The 22,670-nt window shown below is 51.8% G+C and carries 15 protein-coding genes; 12 read left to right on the top strand and 3 right to left on the bottom strand.

The features are described 5' to 3' along the window. Nucleotides 1-478: 478 nt before the first annotated feature. Entirely contained in the window at nt 479-2,218 is a 1,740-nt protein-coding gene (locus K9N21_07990; GenBank protein ID MCF8143843.1) for a radical SAM protein, read from the top strand. On the opposite strand, the gene K9N21_07995 is transcribed toward K9N21_07990, so the two are convergent. Next, a complete protein-coding gene (locus K9N21_07995) occupies nt 2,133-3,404 on the bottom strand; it encodes an aminotransferase class III-fold pyridoxal phosphate-dependent enzyme (GenBank protein ID MCF8143844.1) in 1,272 nt (423 codons plus the stop codon). The two genes, K9N21_07990 and K9N21_07995, sit on opposite strands and share 86 nt — an antisense overlap. Before the next feature lie 521 nt (nt 3,405-3,925). After that, the gene (locus K9N21_08000) at nt 3,926-5,476 is read right to left on the bottom strand and encodes an aldo/keto reductase (protein ID MCF8143845.1); all 1,551 of its coding nucleotides are present in this window, start codon (nt 5,474-5,476) and stop codon (nt 3,926-3,928) included. A gap of 312 nt (nt 5,477-5,788) precedes the next feature. Here K9N21_08000 and K9N21_08005 point away from each other — a divergent pair, with 312 nt between their 5' ends. The 8 genes from K9N21_08005 (at nt 5,789) to K9N21_08040 (ending at nt 17,027) form a co-directional block, all read left to right on the top strand. After that, complete coding sequence (locus tag K9N21_08005; protein ID MCF8143846.1) at nt 5,789-6,568, top strand: tail fiber domain-containing protein; 780 nt, start codon at nt 5,789-5,791, stop codon at nt 6,566-6,568. A gap of 20 nt (nt 6,569-6,588) precedes the next feature. After that, the gene (locus K9N21_08010; protein MCF8143847.1) at nt 6,589-7,824 is read left to right on the top strand and encodes a C1 family peptidase; all 1,236 of its coding nucleotides are present in this window, start codon (nt 6,589-6,591) and stop codon (nt 7,822-7,824) included. A 206-nt stretch (nt 7,825-8,030) separates the two neighbouring features. Continuing rightward, the gene (locus K9N21_08015) at nt 8,031-8,957 is read left to right on the top strand and encodes a GDP-L-fucose synthase (protein ID MCF8143848.1); all 927 of its coding nucleotides are present in this window, start codon (nt 8,031-8,033) and stop codon (nt 8,955-8,957) included. Nucleotides 8,958-8,961: 4 nt separating this feature from the next. Further along, on the top strand, nt 8,962-10,170 hold the full coding sequence (locus K9N21_08020) for a glycosyltransferase (protein MCF8143849.1): 1,209 nt from the start codon (nt 8,962-8,964) through the stop codon (nt 10,168-10,170). Between the two features lie 267 nt (nt 10,171-10,437). Further along, nucleotides 10,438-13,761: a glycosyltransferase gene (locus K9N21_08025; GenBank protein MCF8143850.1), complete on the top strand. Its 3,324-nt coding sequence runs from the start codon at nt 10,438-10,440 to the stop codon at nt 13,759-13,761. Between the two features lie 181 nt (nt 13,762-13,942). After that, the gene (locus tag K9N21_08030) at nt 13,943-14,851 is read left to right on the top strand and encodes a glycosyltransferase (GenBank protein ID MCF8143851.1); all 909 of its coding nucleotides are present in this window, start codon (nt 13,943-13,945) and stop codon (nt 14,849-14,851) included. Next, nucleotides 14,848-16,104 carry a glycosyltransferase family 4 protein gene (locus K9N21_08035; protein MCF8143852.1) on the top strand — a complete coding sequence of 419 codons (1,257 nt, stop codon included), beginning with the start codon at nt 14,848-14,850 and terminating at the stop codon, nt 16,102-16,104. Before K9N21_08030 ends, K9N21_08035 begins: the two co-directional genes overlap by 4 nt. After that, nucleotides 16,101-17,027: an NAD-dependent epimerase/dehydratase family protein gene (locus K9N21_08040; GenBank protein MCF8143853.1), complete on the top strand. Its 927-nt coding sequence runs from the start codon at nt 16,101-16,103 to the stop codon at nt 17,025-17,027. The genes K9N21_08035 and K9N21_08040 overlap by 4 nt, the downstream gene beginning before the upstream one ends. A gap of 190 nt (nt 17,028-17,217) precedes the next feature. On the opposite strand, the gene K9N21_08045 is transcribed toward K9N21_08040, so the two are convergent. Continuing rightward, nucleotides 17,218-18,132 carry a glycosyltransferase family 2 protein gene (locus K9N21_08045; protein MCF8143854.1) on the bottom strand — a complete coding sequence of 305 codons (915 nt, stop codon included), beginning with the start codon at nt 18,130-18,132 and terminating at the stop codon, nt 17,218-17,220. A gap of 202 nt (nt 18,133-18,334) precedes the next feature. Between K9N21_08045 and K9N21_08050 the strand changes: the two genes are divergently transcribed. The 3 genes from K9N21_08050 to K9N21_08060 all read left to right on the top strand — a co-directional run bounded on the left by K9N21_08050 (nt 18,335) and on the right by K9N21_08060 (nt 22,669). Continuing rightward, nucleotides 18,335-20,494, top strand: coding sequence for a glycosyltransferase (locus tag K9N21_08050; protein MCF8143855.1), 2,160 nt, complete (start codon nt 18,335-18,337; stop codon nt 20,492-20,494). A 116-nt stretch (nt 20,495-20,610) separates the two neighbouring features. Continuing rightward, the gene (gene murJ / locus K9N21_08055; GenBank protein ID MCF8143856.1) at nt 20,611-21,954 is read left to right on the top strand and encodes a murein biosynthesis integral membrane protein MurJ; all 1,344 of its coding nucleotides are present in this window, start codon (nt 20,611-20,613) and stop codon (nt 21,952-21,954) included. A gap of 1 nt (nt 21,955) precedes the next feature. Then, nucleotides 21,956-22,669 carry a class I SAM-dependent methyltransferase gene (locus K9N21_08060; GenBank protein MCF8143857.1) on the top strand — a complete coding sequence of 238 codons (714 nt, stop codon included), beginning with the start codon at nt 21,956-21,958 and terminating at the stop codon, nt 22,667-22,669. Nucleotide 22,670 lies beyond the last annotated feature (1 nt).

A 22,670-nucleotide genomic window follows, 5' to 3' on the forward strand; every position in this document is an offset into this window, starting at 1 on the left:
AGGGGTTAAGGCAGGAGTGCTGATCAAAAGCGTTTATCACAATGTCTCCAGAGTTCTGACAATGAAAGGGTTGATCCGCTTTACGGATTTCTTGGAGACACTGAGTGCCCGCTCTTCTATCCGGCGAATCCTGGGAGATAAAAAAAATCAATTCTTCACCCATTTCTGTGTTGGGCTTCATTTAGGGGCGAGGGCGGCCTTCTATGTTGTGTTACCCCCTCCGCCCTTACACGGCGGGAGAAAAAACCCGTCCTCTGGCTGCGGCCGCCAAATCGTCAGGAATATAAAAACGCTGGCATCGTCGGTGTGGGGCGCTGATTTCAGAATTGTGACCATCGATCCAAATAACGGTGGGATCCTGACATTCAGGCATAATCATAAAATCGATCACCCCGCCCTCTTTCAGAAAAAAGAGGTCGTCTTCCTGGTGAATCCTTCTTTTCTTCTATTGCCGGAACATCCACTGCAGGAGATGCTCTTGGCAGTCCAAAACCACACCATGGCTGTCACGGCCAAGCATTTCGGCCGGTCTTTGTACGGCATAGCAATAGATCGTTCAATGATGAAGCATCCCTTACTCGGACAGGCGCTTTCCTCCCTGGTTGCCGATGAGGATCTCATGCCGGAAATCATATGGCCTCAGCATGACAATGTGAAATTTGTCCATGGAGGTGGCCTCGGCGCACACGAACTTTCACCGGCAGTCGAAGGGGCATCCCATTTGAATTGTAAACGCTCCTCTGTTTCTCCATGTTATCTCAACAAGGCCCTATCGGAGGTACTTTACTTTCCGGTGGATACTGCTCAGGTCAACGGTTCTCCTGAAAGGATGCGCCAAGCCCTTCTTGCCCACCGGGACTGTTCAGCTGTTCCCTGGATTTTTAATGTCCTGGCCAATCAGATTGAGTATCGGACGGGTAAGGTCGTCACGGATAGTCTCCCCCCGGAGGTCCATTTATCCGTCACCGGAAGGTGTAACCTGGAATGCCGTTTTTGCAGCTACTCCCATGGTATGTCCAAAACAGAGCATGTGGGGATAGCGCAGATGCAATGTCTTGACTTTTTAAACCATCTCCAAACAGTTCGTCTTTCAAGCGGTTTGGGAGAACCCACGATAAACCCGCACCTGGGTGCAATCATTGAATATCTGGGAATACAATTTCCTCATATTGATATCAATTTTTCCACGAATGGGGTTGCTCTGAATGATAATGGACTGGTCAATCAACTTATAAATAAAGTGTCCTATATTAATGTCTCTCTCAACGCTACAACCCCGCATACCTGGAAGGAATTGTGCCGGAGAGATTTATTTGACCGTGTCTGCTCTAACCTGAGGGACCTTCAGCGTGCCAAACGCAAGGCGGCCGCGTTGCTCCCTCTGGTGTATGGATCGATGGTGCTGACCACGAAAAATATCCGTGAACTCCCGGATATGCCGGGACTCTGTCGTTCCCTGGGCGTCGATCGATTTACCGGGATCCCGTTTTTTGCCTTTAACTACAATAAGTCCGAAAAATACGGTGTCGCTGAGACCTTCCACCAGTGTCATGGCGAATACGAACGCATATATCACCGAACCCTCCAAGAGGCGCGCAGACACAGGGTGAGCATTGAAATCCCGGTGCCTCAAAGCAGGAAGCGTGTTGGTTTTGGCGTAGAAGTGCGCGGGTTTTATGACTTTGCCGGAATCGAGGAACCCCCGCCAAGGCTGGATCCCCTGGTGGACGGTCTCAGGTACGAGGCCCGGAACCGCAAATCATGCCCGGAAATATGGAAAATCGCCTACATAACCAATACCCATATGGATTCTTTGAATGGGTCCGCAACCCACTACCTCTATCCATGTCTGGGTCCGTTAAGTATGGTTGATTTTTCGATGAAGACGCCGTTTCGTTTTCCTCCCCATGATGGTTTCCTGCAGCTCTGGAACAGCCCTCTCTACAGGAGACTTCGCAAGGCACAGAGTATGCCTGGAGTTTCACGGGTTTGTGATTTGTGCCGAAACATAGACAGCAGAGATCCGTCGCATTTTAAGAAACTTGAGGGGCTGTTGAATGGATTGAAGCTGCAGTCGGTGACCGGGCCGGAACACGCCCTTCCCCTTTTAGAGAAAACTTCTGAGACACCGCCTAATAGGTCATCGGAGGGATCTCCAGATACTTGGCAAAGGCATTGTGTCGATGGGCAATTGCAAGGACCTCAAGGGCGTGTTTGAACTTCGTGACGGTTTCATCCAGGCTCTGGTCATCATGAGCCATACTGGGCAACATGACCCCCATATAGGTCACCAGCCCCTGTTTCAATAATTCCTGTTGAAGCAACGTTCTCATCAAGACAACCGTCTGAGGATCAGCCTCTTTGAAACGCATTAACATTCGGAACGGAGGACCGATCAGCTCGGCAGCCGGTACGGTTTCTTTACAGAGCCGGTTAATCGATGTCTTTAGACGGTTTCCATAATCCCAAATATGGCCGGGAACATCGAGTTCCCGATAAATAGTGAGGGCTTCATTGGCGGCGGCAAAGGAATAGACTTCGCCTTTGAATGTCGGGCCGTAAAAAATGTTGGGCATGGTGCTCTGGAAAATGTCTCTGCGTCCGACAAGGGCGGAAAGGGGCATCCCTGCGCTCAATCCCTTCCCAAAACAGGCCAGGTCCGGAATGACACCCGTTGCCTTCTGAACACTGCCGCCGGGATATCGAAATCCGGTGATAATTTCATCAAAGATAAGGATGGCGCCTTCGGTCCGCGTTCTGGAGGCAAGGGCCCTCAAGAAATTCTGGTCAGCATCACGTAACGGACCGTTCAATCCCTCTACCGGGCCGGCAGGTTCAAGCATCACAGCAGCTATTTGGCCTTTGTGTGTCTCCATTAAGCCCTGCAAGTGGTCTTCATCGTTAAATTGGAAGGGATAAACAAGCTGTTCCCCGTGCTCGGGAACCCCCGTGTGGGTGAAACCCTGTTTTTCAACATACCAGTCCTGCCAACCGTGATAACCGCACACGAGGATTTTCTTCCGACCGGTATAACGACGTGCCAGCCTGGCTGCAGCCGTACACACATCAGACCCGTTTTTGCCAAACAGCACCATCTCAGCGCATGGGATGTCCTCACATAGTTTCCGGCTCACGTCCATTTCCAGATGGTGCGGTAGAGAGGAGATAGCCCCCGAGGTCATTGATTCTATGACGGCCTGTTGGATTCGCTCGTTTGCATGCCCGAGCAATGCGCACCCCCACCCCATAATGTAATCAAGGTATGTTCGGCCCTCTATATCAGTAAAACGGCATCCCTTTGAATGACGGGCAAACAGGGGATACGCCTGTCCCGAACTGCTCCAGGAGATGCCCTGGCTGGGAAGAGAAAACCAGTTGTTGAGTTGGCAGGCCTGATCAAACATGAGGGCGCCTGGACTTGGCGGTTTTCTCGTCGTTTCAAAAACAATCCGAAACCATGCCTCTTTAACCTCCTCCAGCCTGATCCTTTCGGCGTTGGTTATTTCAATCCTTATTCGGTGACGGCCGGCCCTCTTCGGCGTCCTCAGAATGGAGTGAACGTTTAGCACTTCTCCGGGGGAAAGACAATTCTTTGGGACTTCCACTTGCTGAAGGAATCTTCTGTTAAGGTATAGGGTAAGGAAGACCTTCCGGTTGTCAGTTGAACAGAGGTTTATATCGCTCGGGCCTCGATTCCTCAAACCCATCCAGAGGGTTCGGAGGGTGGATGATGGGAGCGAGGGGGGGCAATTATGTTCCAATGAAAGGGATTCTTCTTTAGCGGTTTTCCGCTTGAAGACCTTCAGGAATTGAGTGCCGTTCCAAAAATTTTGCAGTCGCATGGTGTGCCATTTCTTAGTGATGGAATGGTTGTTTTGAAATCCCCATGTGCATCAAGGGATCGCATGATCATACCCCCTTCATTTCAGGAATGATTTCTGACGAGGATCTCTTGTTCCCCCATCGGCAACACAGGGGCGTATTTCTTCCAGCGAGATGATTGAGCCAGGAACAAAGAAAATTTCACAGTACCAGGATCTAAGGGAGCTGAAAGCTCAAATATAAAGTGGGTACGCTCCAAAGGATGTACATCATGACGCAGGTGAATGGTTTGGAGCACTCCCCCATCAAGGGAAACACAGAGTACAATCTTGGGCTGATTTCGATTCGCGTCGGCATGCCATGGCAGACGGCCGCTATTTTCCACGTAGAGCCGACAGATTTTCGTCCTTCCACACAGTACCTCTGCGGGGAATTCCTTTGTAATGATCTTAGCGCGATAGCCCTCCTTGGGTCCAGAAATTTCAGGAAGGTCTGCCGGTGAAACCATTCCTTTTGACCGAAGCCCTTTCATGAGGGTATGAATGCGGCCGAGGGTCACGGGGATGTCGATCCCTTTGATACAAGCGCATGTAATGTTTTGGCATTTGGCGCATATTATTTCCTCGTCAGGGTGAAGCCTAAAATATTCATGCGTTTCCGGTGTCTCAAATGTCTCGGAAGGATAATTGGCAATATAGGCCGCCCTAAACAGCCAGGATATGGGCAGGTCTTGGCTGCATAAGGCGTCGCAGCGGCCGCAACGGCTGCATGCGGCAATTGCCAGAGATTGGGCCTGATACTCGACATGCCGGATATCTTCTTTTCTCAAGGGGATTCGGCCCCATCCGCTGAGGGCGTTTTCCTCGGCCTCTTCAATGGATGCCGTCCCTGGAACAACGCAGGATATCTCTTCGTTCATCAGGATATGGCGTAAGACCTTTCCGGCCGAGATTCTATTGGACTCGGGAAGGAGACGCCCGCTCCGCTGCGGAAACGCACGTCCGGGGCACAGCAATCCTCCTGCAAGGGGTTTCATAATCATGAGCCCCACATCCTTCTTTCGTGCTGCCGGGAATACAATCTCTTTGTTGCCCTGGAGATTTTCAGGGTCTTTTCCGGGAAGATCGGCGGTAAGCAGATGAAAGCCAAGGATGTTATAGGGTATCATCAGGGCGTCAAAGACATCGGACGCAATCAATTTTCGGATATATTCCGGTGATCCGTGGGTGGTGCAAAAAATGCCGCCGAGCCTCCCCTTTTCCTTTTTTCTGAGCAGGAATTCCACCATGCCGCCGGTTCCCCAGACATTTTCACCCAATGTCTCCCGATCCTCGATACAGGCGATTCCAAAAAGCTCCAGACGTTTTTTGCGGAATGTGCGGCAGGTGGTTTCAAAAAAATGCTCAAACAATCCCGGGGGGCCGTATCCTTGCGAACAGATGATGACATTCCTAGACGTTTCTCGAAGGGCTTGCGCCACCAGGGCGTCGGCACCTTCGTAATCCGGGGCGACATGGACGATGTTAACCCCCAACTCGAACCCACGCCGAAGGGTCCCGACGGCCTGACGGGCTGGAACCAATCTCAACTGGCATGTACCGAAACCTACTACCGATACGTGAAGATCGGTGCGTCCCAAACGCCGGTAATTCATACGTACGCTCCGGTTGACCGTTGAGGGATAAGGATGGACAGGATGCGGCTTTTTGGAGTATAAGGAATGCAGATTTGATCAGTCAAGAAACAACTTATTTCAATCATGCCCTTTATGCCGGGAGGAGAGAAAAGCGTCTATTTCTCTTCCTTGTCATTGGTGCGTGCGACACAAGACAAGGCCGAACTCCAGAACAGCCGCATGTTATTCTTGTATTAACGCACGAAGAGAAATGACCTGCAAGGGTTTTAAGTGGTTTCTGAAGATTCTTGGTTTGTCATTTGATCCAAACTGGAAAAAGGAGAAAATAATATGAGAAAAAAGGACTTGCCTGATTCATCCATGTGGCGGTTCTGGGGTTTCTTATCGCTGATGTTTATCTCTCTCTATCTCATGGTGCCGGTATCTGTCCTCGGTGCAGATAAATTGATAGTGAAAAATGAAAGCGGAACAGAGACCTTTAAGGTGAGTGACAGCGGGTCCATAACTTCCGCATCTTCCTTGCTGTCGAATGGTGCGGGAGCCTGGGGATCAGCCCCTTTTGTCCTTGGGCAAAACCTTGGGAACAGGGGGATGGTGATCACAGATAAGGCGACCAGTAATCAGAAAAACATCTATTTCGGATGGAATGTCGGCGCATCCCATGACTATGCAGAGCTCTTCGCACTCCAGGAGGGGGTAGCATACAAAAATTTCATCTTGAACCCGAATGGCGGCCATGTGGGCATAGGCACCACTTCCCCTTCGTATCCGTTGCAGATGGGAAGCGGCGCCTATGTTTCGTCCGGCGGTGTATGGACAAATGCCTCCAGCCGGGAATTAAAAACAAATATCAGAGAATTGACGGATGAGGAGGCAATGGATGCGCTACAGGGGCTGAGGCCGGTCAAATTCAGTTATAAAGTTGAAAGGGACGAGACCCATGTGGGCTTTGTCGCAGAGGATGTTCCGGATCTCGTGGCATCGAGGGACAGAAAAGGGATGAGTTCGATGGATGTGGTTGCGGTATTGACCCGGGTGGTTCAGGAGCAGCAGAAGACCATCGCCGAACTCTCACGAAAAGTGGCTGAACTCGAAAAGAACATCAAGTAAAGAAGGGCCTCGTGAAAGGTATGGCAAGAAAAGGACTACGGGGGATTCTGGCGGGTGTTCTGACTTTGGCCGTTTTTGGGGTTGCGGAGGCAGACGATGGGATATATACCAACACCCTCATGCATCCGGACGATGACACGCGTCTCGAGTGGATCAGGAACTTCCAGCGGGCGCCGTTGGCCCGGATGGACGATGAACTCCAGTTCAGGGCCGCCTTCAGAGGATCTCTCAGCCTTCTGAGCTATCTCGACTATATCCCTTCTGAAAGAGACCAGGGCGTCTGCAATAATTGCTGGGCATGGGCAGGGACCGGCGTCGTGGAGATTGCCTTGAATATGGAACGGGAAATCTATGACCGCCTTTCGGTGCAGCTCATCAGCTCCTGCGATACGGTGTTAAGCTGTTGCGAGGGAGGATGGTTGAACGATTTTGTCTCATTCTATGAAATAGAAGGATACACCATTCCCTGGTCCAATGCCAATGCAAATTGGCAGAACCGGGACGGACGCTGTGATGTTTCATGCGAGAGCATTTCTACCCTCCCCAATTATCCTCTCTCTTCCATTACCCTTGAGAGGATTGCAACACACGGGGTGGGCCAGGCCCAGGCGATCTCCAATATCAAAAATGTCCTCAACCAGGGCCGGGCCGTTTGGTTCGGTTTCTTTATGAGCACGAGGGAAGACTGGAGCAGTTTCAACACGTTCTGGAACACCCAGATCGAGGAGACATCGTGGGATTTTGATGCGAGCTGCGGCAAGCCCTATATCTCCGGCGCGGGGCATGCGGTCTTGTGCGTCGGGTACAATGATGATGATCCCAACAATGCCTACTGGATCATGCTGAACAGCTGGGGCACGACTGCCAATCGGCCGAACGGGCTCTTTCGGGTTGCTATGGAGGTGGACTATGACTGTGCCGACAGCACGGGAGAATATAATCTCTATTGGCAGACATTGGATGTTGCGTTTGATATTACGGAAGAAATTGTCTATGTTGAGCCTTCGGCCTTTTGCGGCGGCCATAGGCCCTGCTATGGAACGATTCAGGAAGCGATCAACACATCCGGTGCAGAAGCGACCATAAGGATTGTCGAAGGAAGGAATTTCGAAGATGTGACCCTGAACAGCGCCAAGAATATACGGCTGGAGGGAGGATGGGATTCCACATTCACCAACCGATCATCCAACACCACCATCGATTCCTTGACAGTCAATAGCGGAACGGTAGCGGTGGAGTTTGTGGTTTGTCAGTGAGTGAATTGAGCTGATAAGCTGTTGAACTGAGAAGGGCGCCCATCAGCTATGACTTACCAGCCATGACCCATCAGCCAGCAACGAGCAACGAGTGGCCAGCAAACACCAGTGATCGGAGTTCAGAAGTCAGGGGTCAGCAAAACCCAACCACCTCAATAAACCCAATAAACCCGAAACGCGAGCAACCAGTGACGAGCAACGAGACCATGGAAAAGAACGCTAAGATTTATATCGCAGGCCATCGCGGTCTGGTGGGGTCGGCCATCGTGCGGGCTCTCAGAAGTTCGGGATTTCAGAATCTGGTCTTCAGGTCGTCCAAGGAATTGAATCTGGAGAGACAGGAACGGGTCGAGGCATTTTTCGAACGGGAACGGCCCGAGTATGTATTTTTGGCCGCTGCAAAGGTCGGGGGCATATGGGCCAATTCCACATTCCCTGCCGAATTTATCTACAACAATCTGGTGATCGAGACCAACATCATCCATACCGCCTACCGCTTTGAGGCAAAGAAGCTCCTTTTTCTGGGAAGTTCCTGCATTTATCCAAAACACTGCCCTCAGCCGATGAAAGAGGAATATCTTCTTTCAGGATATCTGGAGCCCACCAACGAGCCTTATGCCGTGGCCAAGATCGCCGGCATCAAGATGTGCCAGGCATACAACCGTCAGTATGGGACGCGATTTATCAGCGCCATGCCCACCAATCTTTACGGGCCGGGCGATAATTTTGATTTGAAGACTTCCCATGTCCTTCCCGCCCTGATCCGGAAATTTCACGAGGCAAAGGTGAACGGCAAGGGATCTGTGGAAATATGGGGAACGGGTGCGCCCAGACGCGAGTTCCTTTATGTGGATGACCTGGCCGATGCGTGTCTTTTCCTGATGAATCATTATGAGGAAGACCACATCATCAATGTGGGCGTGGGCAAGGACCAGTCGATCCGGGAATTGGCGGAGATGGTGGGTGAGATTGTGGGCTTTGAAGGCGATCTCAGATTTGATCCTGCCCAGCCGGACGGGACCCCGCTCAAACTCCTGGACGTTTCCAGATTGACCGCATTGGGCTGGGAGGCCCGGACGCCGTTGCGGGAAGGGATAACCCGGGCGTATCGATGGTATCTGGATCAGCGGTGAGCTGTTGCCAATTCCGGATCGATCCGATCTTCCATCCCGTGTGGTTGAAGACAATCATTTCAGAACAGCGATCCTTATGCAGACCTTTGCGATTGTCATCCCTAATTTAAACCAGAGTCATTTCCTGCCCTGGGCCCTGGAGAGTCTCAGAGCCCAGTCGCGTCCATTCAACCTTGCGGTTATGGACGGGGGGTCGACGGACAGCTTCGAAGCGGCTGTCCGGGGGTATTCCGATATGATCGACTATCTGCAGACCGGTGCTGACGGGGGGCAGGCCGCAGCCATCAGGAAAGGGAAAGAAACCCTTTCAGGCGACATCGTGGCCTGGCTGAATGCAGACGATTATTATTTCCCCGAGACCCTCGAAAAGGTGGCCTCCTGTTTTGATAGGGATCCGGATCTGGATGTGGTGTATGGCGATGCCGTTCATGTGACATCTGAAGGATTTTTCCTCTCCTATTTTCCCCCCATCCAGGCGTACCACCCGGAAACCCTGACGCGTCGCTGTTTCATCTGCCAGCCTGCCTGCTTCGTGCGCCGCTCCGCCTATGAAAAGGTGGGCGGGCTTAACCCTGCGTTACGCTACACCATGGACTGGGACCTGTGGTGCAGGCTGTCCAGGTCCCATGCCCGGTTTCAATATCTCCATGAACCGTTGGCCGCCGTGAGATACTATCCCGGAACCAAGACCCTGAGCAGCGATGGGCAGCGATACAGGGAGATCTGGCGGATTGAGAGAAAATACGGGCATCGACCCCTACCATTGTCATGGCCGGGATTTTATCGCTTTGACCTGTCGTTCAAAAATAAGAGAAATTTTATCGAGGACCTGGCGTTAAACGCCCTGGATGTCCTTCGTAAGATGAAGCGACGTGGTTTTGTACGCAGATCCTCTGAAGACGAGATGTCCCTGCCGATATACGGATTTGATCGCTTTGAAAGCTCCCTAGTGTATGGGCAGTGCACTATTCATCTTCCCTGGTATGGCAGGCAGGCATGGGACACGCTGTATCTAAATATCCGGCCATTACATAGCAACTGTCGAGTGACAGTCAATGGAAAGACCTGTCTGTGGGAGGCATCTGATGCCAACCGGCTTGTTGTCCGGCTTCCACAGGTAGGAGGGCCTCATATAACAATTTCTATTCAACAGGCCGAAGGAATGTCTTCCTGGAGATTGCAGGGAGTTACAATTGATTTAAAGGAACACTGAGGATAGCATCTGTGGAGGGGTAGGAGGGGAGGCATGGGGGTGGCATTCCCTCATCTTGCCGCTCAGTCTTACCGTCATGAGGATGGCCCAGAGAGGACAAGAACCGAAGATAGTGAATGGTTGCTTGGATGCCGTTTCTAAAGATGCAATCGGGATCAGGGAACAAAAATGGTTATGGAAACCCTCTGTGCGCTCTACTGCCTGTGTGTGAGAATTTTTTTTGAGGAACGGGAAGAATAATCATCAGCTATCATGGATTTTTCTGACATGTTAGAAGGAATTTCGGACAAGGACCTAACCGGTCCATTGCAGGAGCCACCGGCCCAAGGCCCGAAAACGGAATCGGAGGGCTGTTCGGATGAACTTCCTCTGGTGAGTATCGTCGTTCGCAGCATGGGTCGCTTAACACTCGATGAAGCCCTTGAGTCGCTTGCTTTGCAGGCCTATCCGAATATCGAGGTGGTTGTGGTCAATGCCAGGGGCGGGGAGCACCGTGCACTCGGAGATCGATGCGGGCGGTTCCAGTTGCGCCTTGTCAATCAGGATGGCCCTCCTCTGCCCCGCTCAAAGGCGGCCAATCTTGGCCTGTCTGAGTGCAAAGGCCATTACCTCGGCCTACTTGATGACGATGACGAGATCACTCCGGACCACATCAAGGGCCTTGTGGACGCGTTACAGAATGAGGCAGACGAGATCGTTGGTTATTCTGCCGCAAGAAGTTCAAGCAGGACAGATGCAGATTGCGATCACATAAAGAACTTTTCCGATCCGAACGTGACTTTTTCCAAGCTGGTGCTGGGCAACGTTCTCCCGATCCATTCGGTTCTTTTTCCCTCATCCCTCCTCAAGAGAGGAATTTGCTTCGACGAAAATTTCGACTGTTATGAGGACTGGGATTTTTGGCTCCAAATGGCCCGTGTCGCCCCTTTGAAGTTTGTCAATCAGGTGACGGCAATCTATTATGTGGGAGGTGGTTCCGGAGTTTCACCGATGCAACCTAATGAGCAGACCGTATTAGAGGCAAGAAACGCTGTCTTTGCGAAATGGGTCCGGTTGCTCACGCCCGAAGAAATGCGGGCCATTGCAGATTCTTATCACCAGACCCTTTACGACATGCTTTCACGGTGTCATTACCTGGAAAGTGAGCTGCAGGAGAATCGGCTTCAGTTGGAGGATGCCCTTCGAAAAGTCGATTTGTATGACCGGACCTCTCATAATATGCTGACTCAATGTAGTTACCTGGAGAGTGAGCTACAGAAGAATCGACTTCAGTTAGAGGATGCCCTTCGAAAAATTGAGGAGGACAAGATACAAAGGATGACGGCTGAAAGAATGCATGATGCGGCGGTTGCCCAGTTGCAATGGCACATCGACAGCCTTTATAGTTCCCGGTCATGGAGGTTGACCAGGCCGATTCGGTGGTGCGTCAAGGTTGCTCGCGACGCCCGGCTATTATTGCATAGAACGCTCAAGGCGGTCTATTCCCGGTTGCCGTTGACCCTAAATCAGCGGTCGGCGATTCGCTCTCACTATTTCCGCTCGCGTGCCGTGAGCAGGAGTGCAGGGGAGAGGACAGCCCCAGTTTCGATCACGGTCTCTCCCTACACAAAGCGGGCAATGGAAACAGCGCCAATCCGTATTCTGATGATTGAAAGATGGGTTCCACGACCTAACCAGGATGCCGGCTCAACGATGATCTATAATTTCATGCGAATCTTGCGCCGGATGGGGCATGCCTTGAGTTTCGCACCCTTTGATCTGGTTTATGATCCAGAATATACCCCTGACATAATGAAATTGGGGATCGAATGCCTTCACGCTCCGGATGTCAGATCAATCGCGGATCACTTAGTTGCGGCAGGAAGCACGTATGATGTTATCATCGCCTGCCGTCCTGATCACACAGAGGCGCTCTTGCCGCTCTTCAAGGCCTATTGTCCACAAGCCCGATTGCTATATGAAACCATTGACCTGCATTTTATGCGCGAAGCGCGGCAAGCTGAGGTTGAACGGAATTCGGAACTACTCAGGCTTTCCAAATGGCGCAAGGCCCAGGAGCTGCGCATTGCGGCAGCAGCCGATTGCACGATCGTTGTGAGTGAACAGGAGCGTCAGGTCCTTTGCCAAGAGAATCCGGATTTATACGTTGAGGTGATTCCGGTTATTGGAGAGATATATGGCTGTCAAGCAAGCTACGACCAGCGGGCCGATCTGGTTTTTATCGGGGGTTACGAGCATCGTCCCAATGTGGATGCTGTTATATATTTTGTAGAAGAAATTCTGCCACTGATTGTCGGATGCCTTCCGAAAATAAGGTTCCTCCTCGTCGGGAGTCATCCGCCGAAAGAGATTCTTGATCTGGCTTGCAAGCATGTCATCATCCAGGGATTTGTCCCCGACATCACTGAATTGATGAACCGCGTGCGGGTCTCTGTCAACCCGTTGCGTTTTGGAGCAGGGGTAAAGGGAAAGATGATTACGAGCATGTCCTACGGTGTACCCTGTGTTGGGACTTCGGTAGCGGTTGAGGGGATGGAAGTTGTCCCGGGTGTGCAGGCGTTGGTGGCAGACGACCCCCGGGCATTTGCCGATGAAGTTATACGTCTCTACACGGACCGGCAACTCTGGGAAAAGGTGTCCGCAGAAGGGTTGGCATTTGTAAGCAAGCGTTTTTCCATGGATGTTGCGGAGGAGGCTTTTAAACGTATTTTTGACAGCCTACGTCTCGAGGGGTCGCGTGGTCTGCAGTTAATCCGAGCTGTCTCCCATGATACATACCTGAGACACCGGTCGGAGCAGGAACTGGAGCGCCGGCACGCGATTGAGCAGGCCTATGTCCGGAACACTGGTCAAGTATGCACCAAAGGCTTTTGCTTTGTCTGTAATCGCGAGGTAACGTTTTCTACCGACCTTTCCTTCAGCTTTACCTTTCCCGATGGCAGTGTCGTTCCCAATTGGCGGGAACGGATTGTTTGTCCGTACTGCCGGCTGAATAACCGCATGCGGGCGGCAATCCATCTTTTTCACCTGCTGTGCCATCCGACCCCGGAGATCCGTTTATACCTTACTGAACAGACCACCCAATTATTCAGATGGTATGAAAACGCCTACAAAAATGTCACAGGAAGTGAATTCCTTGGGAATTCCATCCCACTGGGGGAAACAAACAAAGATGGAATTCTAAATGAAAATCTTACGGCGCTCACCTTTGCCGACGATTGCTTTGATGCGATTCTCTCTTTTGACGTTCTTGAGCATATTCCGAATTATCAAAGAGCCTTGCGAGAGTGTCGGCGTTGTTTGAGAGCCGGGGGCTCGTTGTTTTTCAGTGTGCCGTTTGACCTGGGCGCCCAACACCATCTGGTGCGGGCTGAAATAGACGCAGAAGGGGAGGTGCGGCATTTGCTGCCCCCGGAATATCATGGAGACCCTATCAATTCAGATGGCTGCCTGTGCTATTACCACTTCGGCTGGGACCTGCTGGATGAACTGCGGGATCTGGGTTTCCGAGATGCATCGGCGTACCTCTATTGGTCTGATCGCTTCGGCTATCTGGGCGGAGAACAACTCGTTTTCAGAGCGGTAAAATAGGCCCTTCCCAAAAGAGCCACTTTTGGGATTCACACGAAACCAAGAACCTCGCAAAGGAAAAAATGTTGTTGTTTTTAAATAACCATGAACCGTTACAGCGATACCCCTACTGGCTTACTACCAATTTGCACATGACTGAAGTGTTACGAAAATCAAGACGGGGGCAAAAAGGGAGCGGCCCGTGAAGGATTCCAATGAGCAGCCGACGATTTCGGTCGTGATTCCGTTGTATAACCACGAAAAATATATCGATGCGGCCCTTGACAGTGTCTTCGCACAGACGGTATCGCCCATGGAGGTCATTGTCGTCGATGATGGTTCTACCGACAATTCCTGGCAAAAAGTTCGGCTGCGTGCTCATGAAGATTCGCGGATCATCGCATGGTCTCAGCCGAACCAGGGCGCGCACTTTACGATTAATTCCGGTATCAGGCGTGCCACTGGAGAGTATATCAGCATTCTGAACTCAGATGACTGCTACCTTCCGGAGCGGTTTGGTGCGTGCCTCGATGGGTTGGCTGCCCACCCTGAAGCGGATGCTGTCTGTACCGCACTGAGTTTTTTCGACGGCAGAGGCGCTGTACGACGCAATAAATGGTATCAGGAGGCAGTGGGTTTTTATCGGAAGTGCAATGATTTAGCGCTTGCCCTGATCAACGGCAATTTTCTGATGACGACCTCCAACCTGTTTATCCGCCGTGAGGTTTTCTCTAAAATCGGAATGTTTTCCAATCTGCGATATGCTCACGACCTGGACTTTTTTTTGCGGCTGATCGGGAATGGCAGACAAATCGTCTGGCTTGATCAGCCATTGCTGATATATCGCATGCACGATGCCAACACCATTAATGAGAACCTGATGAAGGTAAAAATCGAGTGGGCCGCGGTGGCTGCTTGCTTTGTTTCGAATCAGGCCCAGACATATGACTGGACGTTTTTCAGACGTTTGGCGGAAATTGCCGACAGACATGATCTGACCCGGTTGCTCTTTTTCTTTTTCCTGCAATTTCAAAGGGGCGGAACGGTTTCGCCTGAGAGCTGCCTGGGGGATTCCGGGTTCATGGAGTTCATGAATGGTGTCGTGCGATGAAGATTCAAGCGCTCAGCAATCTGTATCCCCCCAATGTTGTCGGGGGTTATGAAGAGCTTTGTTTCCATGTGATGCAAAACCTGGTGGAACGAGGACACCAGGTGACGGTATTGACCAGCAATTATGGGGACAGGCATGCCAGTTACCCCGGCCAAAAGATCATCAGGACATTGAAGCTTCTGGCAGCACCCGAAAACATCTATGCCCCCTTCATGGCAGATGCAACAGAGCGTGATGCGATCAACCGGAAAAATATCGATGTCCTAAAGGAAGCGCTTTCCATTGAAAGGCCCGACATTGTCTTTATCTGGAATCTCCATTTTCTGGCGCCTTCCTTTTTAAGGGCGATTGAGCAGGCGAATGAGCCATCGGTCTATCTGTTGACCGACAACTGGCTGGCCGTGTTTCATAATCCGGATTTTGTTGCAGACTATTTTGCCAGGCAGGTCCAGGCACCGGCGGGCGGGATAATGAGATTCCTGAAATCGCAAGTCAGGCAGTTGCTTTGGCGGCAGAAGCAACAAAGAAAGATTGCCGGTTTGGCGCTCTTTCCCAGTCGCTTTATGCAGGCGCTGTATCAACAGGCAGGGCTCGGTTTCGAACGATATGCCATTGTTCATCACGGCATACTCCCTTCTGCATCGGCCTTGTCTATTACCGGGGATCGAAACCGACTGATCAATGGGGAGGAGTTGAGATTGCTGGTTGCCGGTCGGATGGTTGAGATCAAAGGCGTGCACACGGCTATTGAGGCCATGCCCCAAATTACACGAGCATTCCCGCAGTTGCGCGTCAGGTTGAAGATCGTCGGCGATGACCGCGACAAGGCCTACAAGGAAAAAATCCTGGAACTCATTAGGGCGCTGAAAATGGATGAGCAGGTCAGTTTTGTTCCTCCCGTCCATGAGGCGCTTCTGCCCCAACTTTTTCAACAGAGTGATATTTATCTGTTCCCCTCTTTGTACGAGCCCTTTTCCCTGACCCTCATCCATGCCCTGCGCAGCGGCATTCCTACGGTTGCCTCAAAAGCGGGTGGTACACCCGAGATCGTCCGGCATGGAAGAACAGGCATGCTTTTTGATCCGGCAGATGCAGGGGATCTTGCGAGGCAAGTGATCTGCCTGGTCAAAAACCCCGTGCTGCGTGAGAGGGTGTCCCAGCAGGCGCGAGATTGCGCGAGTCAATTTACATTCGAAAAGATGGTGGATCATGTCGAAGCCCATCTGTTGTCCACCTACCAGGGGCAATCATGAACTGCCTCGTTCTGGGAGGGGCCGGTTTCATCGGCAGGCATTTATGCGCCACCCTGTCAGCAGCCGGGCATCGGGTGCGTGCATTCGATCTCCCGCCAAAGGGTTCGGCCCAGAAATGGCCGGTCGTCGGAGGCGTTGACTGGGTCCCGGGCAATTTCACAAAAGCCGGCAGCCTGGACGGATTGCTCGATGATGTCGAGGTGGTCTTTCATCTTATCGGTACAACACTTCCGGCCACCTCCAATGAGGACATGATGCATGATCTGCAAAGCAATGTGGCCGCCACATTGCGGTTGCTCGATTTGATTGTTTCTCAAACTAAGCCCCCTCGGGTGATTTTCATTTCTTCGGGCGGAACTGTCTATGGTATTCCCAGAACGACGCCGATTACCGAAGACCATCCGACCAACCCCATTTGTGCGTATGGGGTCAGCAAACTGACGATTGAAAAATATCTATGTGTTTATAATCACTTATATGATCTTGAGTATTGTATACTTCGCTTATCAAACGTGTACGGGACCAATCAATCCTTGACCCGTAACCAGGGGGTTATCCCTATTTTTCTTTTTAGGGCGTTGAATCGGTTGCCACTTAAGCTATGGGGGGACGGCAATGTTGTGCGGGATTATCTGTACATCGGGGATCTTTGTGAAGCCTTGCTGGCAACCATGGAATACAGAGGACCGGAGCGCATATTCAATATCGGCAGCGGCCAGGGGCATAGCCTCAATAATCTGATCCAGATCATCAGTAAGACGGTCGGACATGATGTTGAGTGCGTCAGTCTACCGGGCCGGGTTTGGGATGTTCCCCAGAATATCCTTGACCCAGGCCAGGCAAACCGGGAGTTGGGTTGGAGTGCTAAGACCCCTCTGGCCAAGGGGATTGCAAGCCTGTTGCCCTGGTTGAAAAGCCTGTAAGCCTGGATAAGCCTACTTTTTATGAACCTGTTCCACCCGGAAAAAGCGGAATCCAGAAATCTTCACACAATCTCGGCAGGCATCACAAGGGTTTTCTGTAATGGTTCAACAGTTGAGGGGTTGAAAGATATCCTGCGCGGTTTTGTGTGATGCCCGGAATCTCCGGTGAGGACTTGCCGAACTCGTACTGCTACAACCGTGTCCTGGGACATCTCCCCATCCTTCCGGTGAACGCATGGTGGATTCCAAAGGTCATGGCCTTTATTTTGCTGCATTTGTTTTTTTCATACAGAAAGATAGAGAGGACCTCGTGGCTCAGCCTTGCGGTCATGAGGACGGCGTAGAGAGGATAAGACCGGAAATAGTCAAGGGTGGTTCGGATGCCGTTTCTAAAGATGTAATATCTTCGAACGGGCGCATGATGGTTGGGTTTGATGGTCAGGCCCAAGAGTCGTTTAACAGAGCGGCGACCCACGGCATGGTCCAGTATGAGGTCGCAATTGACAGCGATTGAATATCCCAACAGGCCGGCCCTCAGACAATATTCATTATCTACGAAGTCGATGAAATAGTCTTCCCGAAAAGGACCGATCCTATTGTAAACCGATAAGGTGATGAGCATCCCGGAGGTGATTGCGATCAACGCGGAATTGTCGGCCATGGCCGGCATATCCCTGCAGGTGACGTGTCTTAAAGAAAGACGGCCGATGAGGGGGAAGGTTGCGAAGGTCTTGCTGTTTCTGTCATAAAAATTCGGGACATAGAATGCATACCGCGGAGAGGCATTATCGGCCTTTGATTTGAATTTCATCATGGTTTGAAAGTATTGACTGGAGGGTCGCGAATCCTGATCAAAGAGAAATATATTTTCGATCCCCTGTTTCGCAGCCAGTCCCATTCCCGTATTGAGCCCCGAGGCCAGACCCATATTTGCCGCACAATTCCACACCGTGAGATTGGACCGGGGTGGAAACCTTTCCATTTCCGGTCGCGGTGTGTTATCAATCACAATCACCGTGTCGCACAGATCGCAAAGGCGTTCAAGATTCCCAAGCGCATCTTGGTCCGGGAAATACGTAACAATAATGGCGGCATGCATAGGCATAAAGGATATGATTGTCGATGTATGATTGTTGATTGAATAACGCCTTGAAAGCAAAAGGGTACATTGCCGGAATCACAAAAACTTTCTTTTGAACACCACAGAGGCTCTACGCAAAGCGTATGAAATCCATCCTGTATTTAAACATAAGCCAAAGTCAGATGAATGTCAAAGCCCCGATAATTCTCTGCCATGGTGCTGATCAATGAAATCAATCGATATTATCATCGTCAACTACAACAGCACCGATCACCTGTTGCGCTGTCTCAAATCCATCTTTGATAAGGCCCGTGGCCTTGCCCTGGAGGTGTGGGTCCAGGACAACCATTCAAGGGATGACGTGGACCGGGTCAGCAGGGCGTTCCCACAGGTGAGGTTGACGAAGAACGACCGCAATTTGGGATTTGCCAGGGCCGTTAATCAGGCGCTCAATGAGAGTTTTTCCCCTTATATATTGATATTGAACCCCGACACCCTTGTAAATGAAGGATTTTTTGAGAACGCCGTGGCGTACATGGAAAGCCATGGCGAAACAGGGGTCATGGGACCCAGGATTTTGGACCTCGATGGCGCCATCCAGGGATCGGCGCGGTTGTTTCCGAATCTGATGACCGCATTGTTCGGCCGAAAGTCCATCCTTACCAAGATGTTTCCCAACAATCCGGTTACCCGGGAAAACATCCTGACAGGAAGATCAGACGGCATCACCCCCATGGAAGTGGACTGGGTCTCCGGGGCCTGCATGCTGGTGAGGAGACAGGCCATAGACGATGTGGGCGTTATGGACGCCCGTTTTTTTATGTACTGGGAGGATGCGGACTGGTGCAGGCGGATGTGGCTGGGGGGATGGCGCGTGGTTTATTTTCCCCGGCCTTCTGTTGTTCATTATGTAGGGGTGAGCAGTGGAAAAAATGCGGTGCGTTCTGTTGTTGAGTTTCACAGGAGTATTTATCGTCTTTTTAAAAAACATTCCCGAAAACCCGATTTATTCTTAACCCCGGTGGTCTATTGGGGGCTTGTCTATCGTCTTCTATTCGTTCTGGCGTTTCAATCTGTGGGCAGACTGTTTCAGCCTCCTGAAAGGCCCGCCCCTCTGGCCGGGACTGTCAGGGTGCGCAGCTCGGACGACCGGATAAAGGTGGTCCGGTTTATAGCCCGCCTCAACATAGGCGGCCCTTCCATCCACGTGCATCTCTTGACGACGGGTCTTGACGAAAACAAATTCCATTCCATCCTCGTCACCGGCAAGATTTCTCCCCAGGAAGGGGATATGAGCTATCTCTTTGATGAGCCTTCACGGTCAACAAAACCGATCATCATCAGGGAATTTCAGAGAGAAATAAGCCCGGCCATGGATTTGAAGGCGTTTTTCCAAATCCTCAGGATTCTTCGTCAGGAAGATCCCCACATCGTCCATACCCACACGGCCAAGGCCGGAACAAGCGCCCGGATTGCTGCCATCCTGTACAATTTTTTCAGGGGGAAGAACATCCAGATGGTGCACACCTTTCATGGACATGTGTTTGAGGGGTATTTCAGCCCCACAACATCGCTCATGTTCATCTGGATCGAACGGCTCCTGGCCAGGTGGACCGATGTGGTTGTGTCCATCAGCAAGACACAGAAACAGGACCTTTCAGAAAAATTCCGGATTGCCCCGGCCGGCAAGATCAAGACCATTCCACTGGGCTTTGATTTAAGACCATTCCTAAACAGTAACGCAGTGAAGGGTCATTTCAGGTCAAGCCTCGGGATAAGCGATGATGCGTTTCTGGTCGGCATCGTCGGCCGGCTGGTGCCGGTAAAACGGCATGAACTGTTTTTCGAAGCAGCCGGGATTTTTCTCAAGGATCATCCCGGCATCAAGGTGCACTTTGTGGTGGTGGGCGACGGTGAACTGAGGAAACCGCTGGAGAGGCATGTCAAGCGAAAAGGGCTTTCCGAATATGTCCGATTTTGCGGCTGGCGCCGGGATCTCCCCGAGGTCTATGCCGGCCTGGATATCCTGGGACTGACCTCGGTGAATGAGGGAACCCCGGTTTCCATCATCGAGGCCATGGCCGCCTCCACCCCGGTGATCGCCACCGACGCGGGTGGCGTGTCTGATCTCTTGGGACCGACAGATGGTCACCCCGCACCCGGAGATTTTGCCGTCTGCACCAGGGGTATCCTGTGCCGGAAAGAAGATGCCGCAGGATTTGCCAAGGGACTGGCATACCTGGCTGATATGGATGCCGGCAAGAGAGAGGCCCTGGTCAGAGAGTCACGGACCTTTGTGCAACAGCGGTTTTCGGAGGGGCGGCTGCTGAAGGATATTGAAACGCTGTATCTGGAATTAATTCAGGGAAGGCGCTGCCGGAAATGAAGATTCATGGGTCGAATCTGTTGTCCTGACGTTCGTCACAGAGGGCTCACTTGCGCTGCCTTAGAACAGGGTTGGCCTGCTGACCACGCCGGATCTAAAGGATGAATTCCTTGAGCATGGGTTTTGAACGATGGAAAGGATGGTGTTTAAGATCGACCAATAGACGTATTTTCGGCGCCATTATCAGCATCGGCGGCTTTACCATATTGGTGAAGCTGGCGGCTATTGCGAAGCAACTGGTTATCGCCGGCCGGTTCGGCACGGGCGACGCGCTGGATGCCTTTCTAATAGCGTTTCTGGCCCCATCCTTTGCCATCAATGTGGCCGCAGGGTCATTCAGCGCAGCACTCATACCGACCTTTGTAGAGGTAAGGGAACGGGAGGGACAGGATGCGGCCCAGCGCCTTTTCTCCAGTGTGATGGTCTTGAGTATTTTTCTGATCCTCGCCATATCGGGCATTCTGGCGGCATTTTCTCCAACCATTATACGGATCATCGGGTCCGGTTTCAGTCCCGAAAAACAGGCACTGACCCGCTCTCTCTTTTTTATTGCGCTGCCGCTCTTGATCATCAGCGGCCTGGCCGCCATATGGGCCAGCATCCTTAATGCACAAGAGCGATTTGCACTGGCGGCTATTGCCCCTGTCATAACGCCTGTAGCGGCGGTCATTGCCATTTTGCTCCTGGGCAGGGTCTGGGGGATCTACGCCCTGGCCGTGGGGACGGTGGGGGGAGGGCTTTTTGAAGCGGTGCTGCTGGGAAGGGGGCTCAGGCGCCGGGGATTTTACCTCCTTCCAAGGTGGCATGGCCTGACCCCTGCTGTGAAGCAGGTGGCCAGACAGTATGCGCCGATGGCCGCGGGGGCATTGTTGATGAGCGGCACCGAGGTGATAGACCAGTCCATGGCTGCCATGCTGGGTCCGGGAAGCGTCTCCGCCCTGAGCTACGGCAACAAAGTCGTATCCCTGATCATCGGCATCGGCTCTCTGTCCCTGAGCACGGCCATTTTCCCCCACTTTTCCCGCATGGTGGCTGCCAACGACTGGACCGGGATCCGGACTACGGTCAAGACATATGCGCGCCTGATTATCCTGACCACCGTTCCGATGACACTTTTTCTGGTCTATCTGTCGCATCCTATTATCGCCCTTCTATTTGAACGGGGCGCCTTTACTGCAGGGGACGCGCATCTGGTGGGAAGGGTTCAGGCCCTCTATTTGCTCCAGGCCCCATTTTATTTCCTGGGAATCATGGGGGTCCGCCTGCTGAGCGCCCTGAAAAAGAACCATGTACTGATGGGGATATCGGCGGCAAATCTCCTGACCAACATTGTCGGCAACTATGTCTTTATGCATTTTTGGGGGCTGCCGGGGATCAGCTTGTCGACCAGTGTGGTTTATTTTATCTCTATGATATTGATTTATCTATCTCTGAGGTCAGGATTGAGAACGGGCGCTTAAAATGAATAATCGGATAATGAACACCGGCTTGAGCCGTCAGGATACGATTTGGAGACATTTCCAAAACAGGCATCCCGAGGTCTTTGAAGGGGCAACGCCCCGCATGGACTTTGTGGTGAGGGAGATCTCCCGTAGAAAGGCCGCCTCTATTCCGCAGGTCCTGAATATCGGGGCAGGTAATGGATACCTGGAAGCGTCGGCAACACGGCTGGGGTGGATGATATTCTCCTTGGACCCTGATAAGGGAATAGCCAAAGCGCTGTTTGAAAAAGGGATAAGGGCCTGTCCGGGCCGTATGGAAAATATGCCCTTTGCCGATGGCAGCTTTGATTTTGTGGTGGCCTCTGAGGTGCTTGAACACCTGAAGGCTGAACAACTTGACCAGGGACTTGCAGAGGTGGCGAGAGTCATGCGAAGAGGCGCCTGGTTCCTGGGGACCGTCCCTTACTGTGAGAATCTGGCCTTAAATGAGGTGGTATGTCCGAGGTGTCAAGAGGTATTCCATCGATGGGGTCACCAAAGATCTTTTGACCTCCTTACCCTGCGCACTGAACTCTCTCGTTTTTTTGATGAGACCCTTGTTAAGCGGAAGGGATTTGTCTTGTTTCGGGGACGAGGCTTTATGGGAAAACTCAAGAGCGTCGTCCGGCTCATCTTAGCTCATTACGGTGCGCAAATCGCCTCGCCGAATATCTATTTTGCCGCCAGAAAGTAAG

The organism is Deltaproteobacteria bacterium (assembly GCA_021737785.1).
Taxonomy (GTDB): domain Bacteria; phylum Desulfobacterota; class DSM-4660; order Desulfatiglandales; family Desulfatiglandaceae; genus AUK324.

What these genes read in the sequence shown, in the direction of transcription:
- K9N21_08040 (MCF8143853.1), top strand. Translation starts at nt 16,101, where the DNA reads ATGAACTGCCTCGTTCTGGGAGGGGCCGGTTTCATCGGCAGGCATTTA.
- murJ (MCF8143856.1), top strand. Translation starts at nt 20,611, where the DNA reads ATGGGTTTTGAACGATGGAAAGGATGGTGTTTAAGATCGACCAATAGA.
- K9N21_08005 (MCF8143846.1), top strand. Translation starts at nt 5,789, where the DNA reads ATGAGAAAAAAGGACTTGCCTGATTCATCCATGTGGCGGTTCTGGGGT.
- K9N21_08060 (MCF8143857.1), top strand. Translation starts at nt 21,956, where the DNA reads ATGAATAATCGGATAATGAACACCGGCTTGAGCCGTCAGGATACGATT.
- K9N21_08045 (MCF8143854.1), bottom strand. Translation starts at nt 18,132, where the DNA reads ATGCCTATGCATGCCGCCATTATTGTTACGTATTTCCCGGACCAAGAT.
- K9N21_08035 (MCF8143852.1), top strand. Translation starts at nt 14,848, where the DNA reads ATGAAGATTCAAGCGCTCAGCAATCTGTATCCCCCCAATGTTGTCGGG.
- K9N21_08010 (MCF8143847.1), top strand. Translation starts at nt 6,589, where the DNA reads ATGGCAAGAAAAGGACTACGGGGGATTCTGGCGGGTGTTCTGACTTTG.
- K9N21_08050 (MCF8143855.1), top strand. Translation starts at nt 18,335, where the DNA reads ATGAAATCAATCGATATTATCATCGTCAACTACAACAGCACCGATCAC.
- K9N21_08015 (MCF8143848.1), top strand. Translation starts at nt 8,031, where the DNA reads ATGGAAAAGAACGCTAAGATTTATATCGCAGGCCATCGCGGTCTGGTG.
- K9N21_07995 (MCF8143844.1), bottom strand. Translation starts at nt 3,404, where the DNA reads ATGTTTGATCAGGCCTGCCAACTCAACAACTGGTTTTCTCTTCCCAGC.
- K9N21_08025 (MCF8143850.1), top strand. Translation starts at nt 10,438, where the DNA reads ATGTTAGAAGGAATTTCGGACAAGGACCTAACCGGTCCATTGCAGGAG.
- K9N21_08000 (MCF8143845.1), bottom strand. Translation starts at nt 5,476, where the DNA reads ATGAATTACCGGCGTTTGGGACGCACCGATCTTCACGTATCGGTAGTA.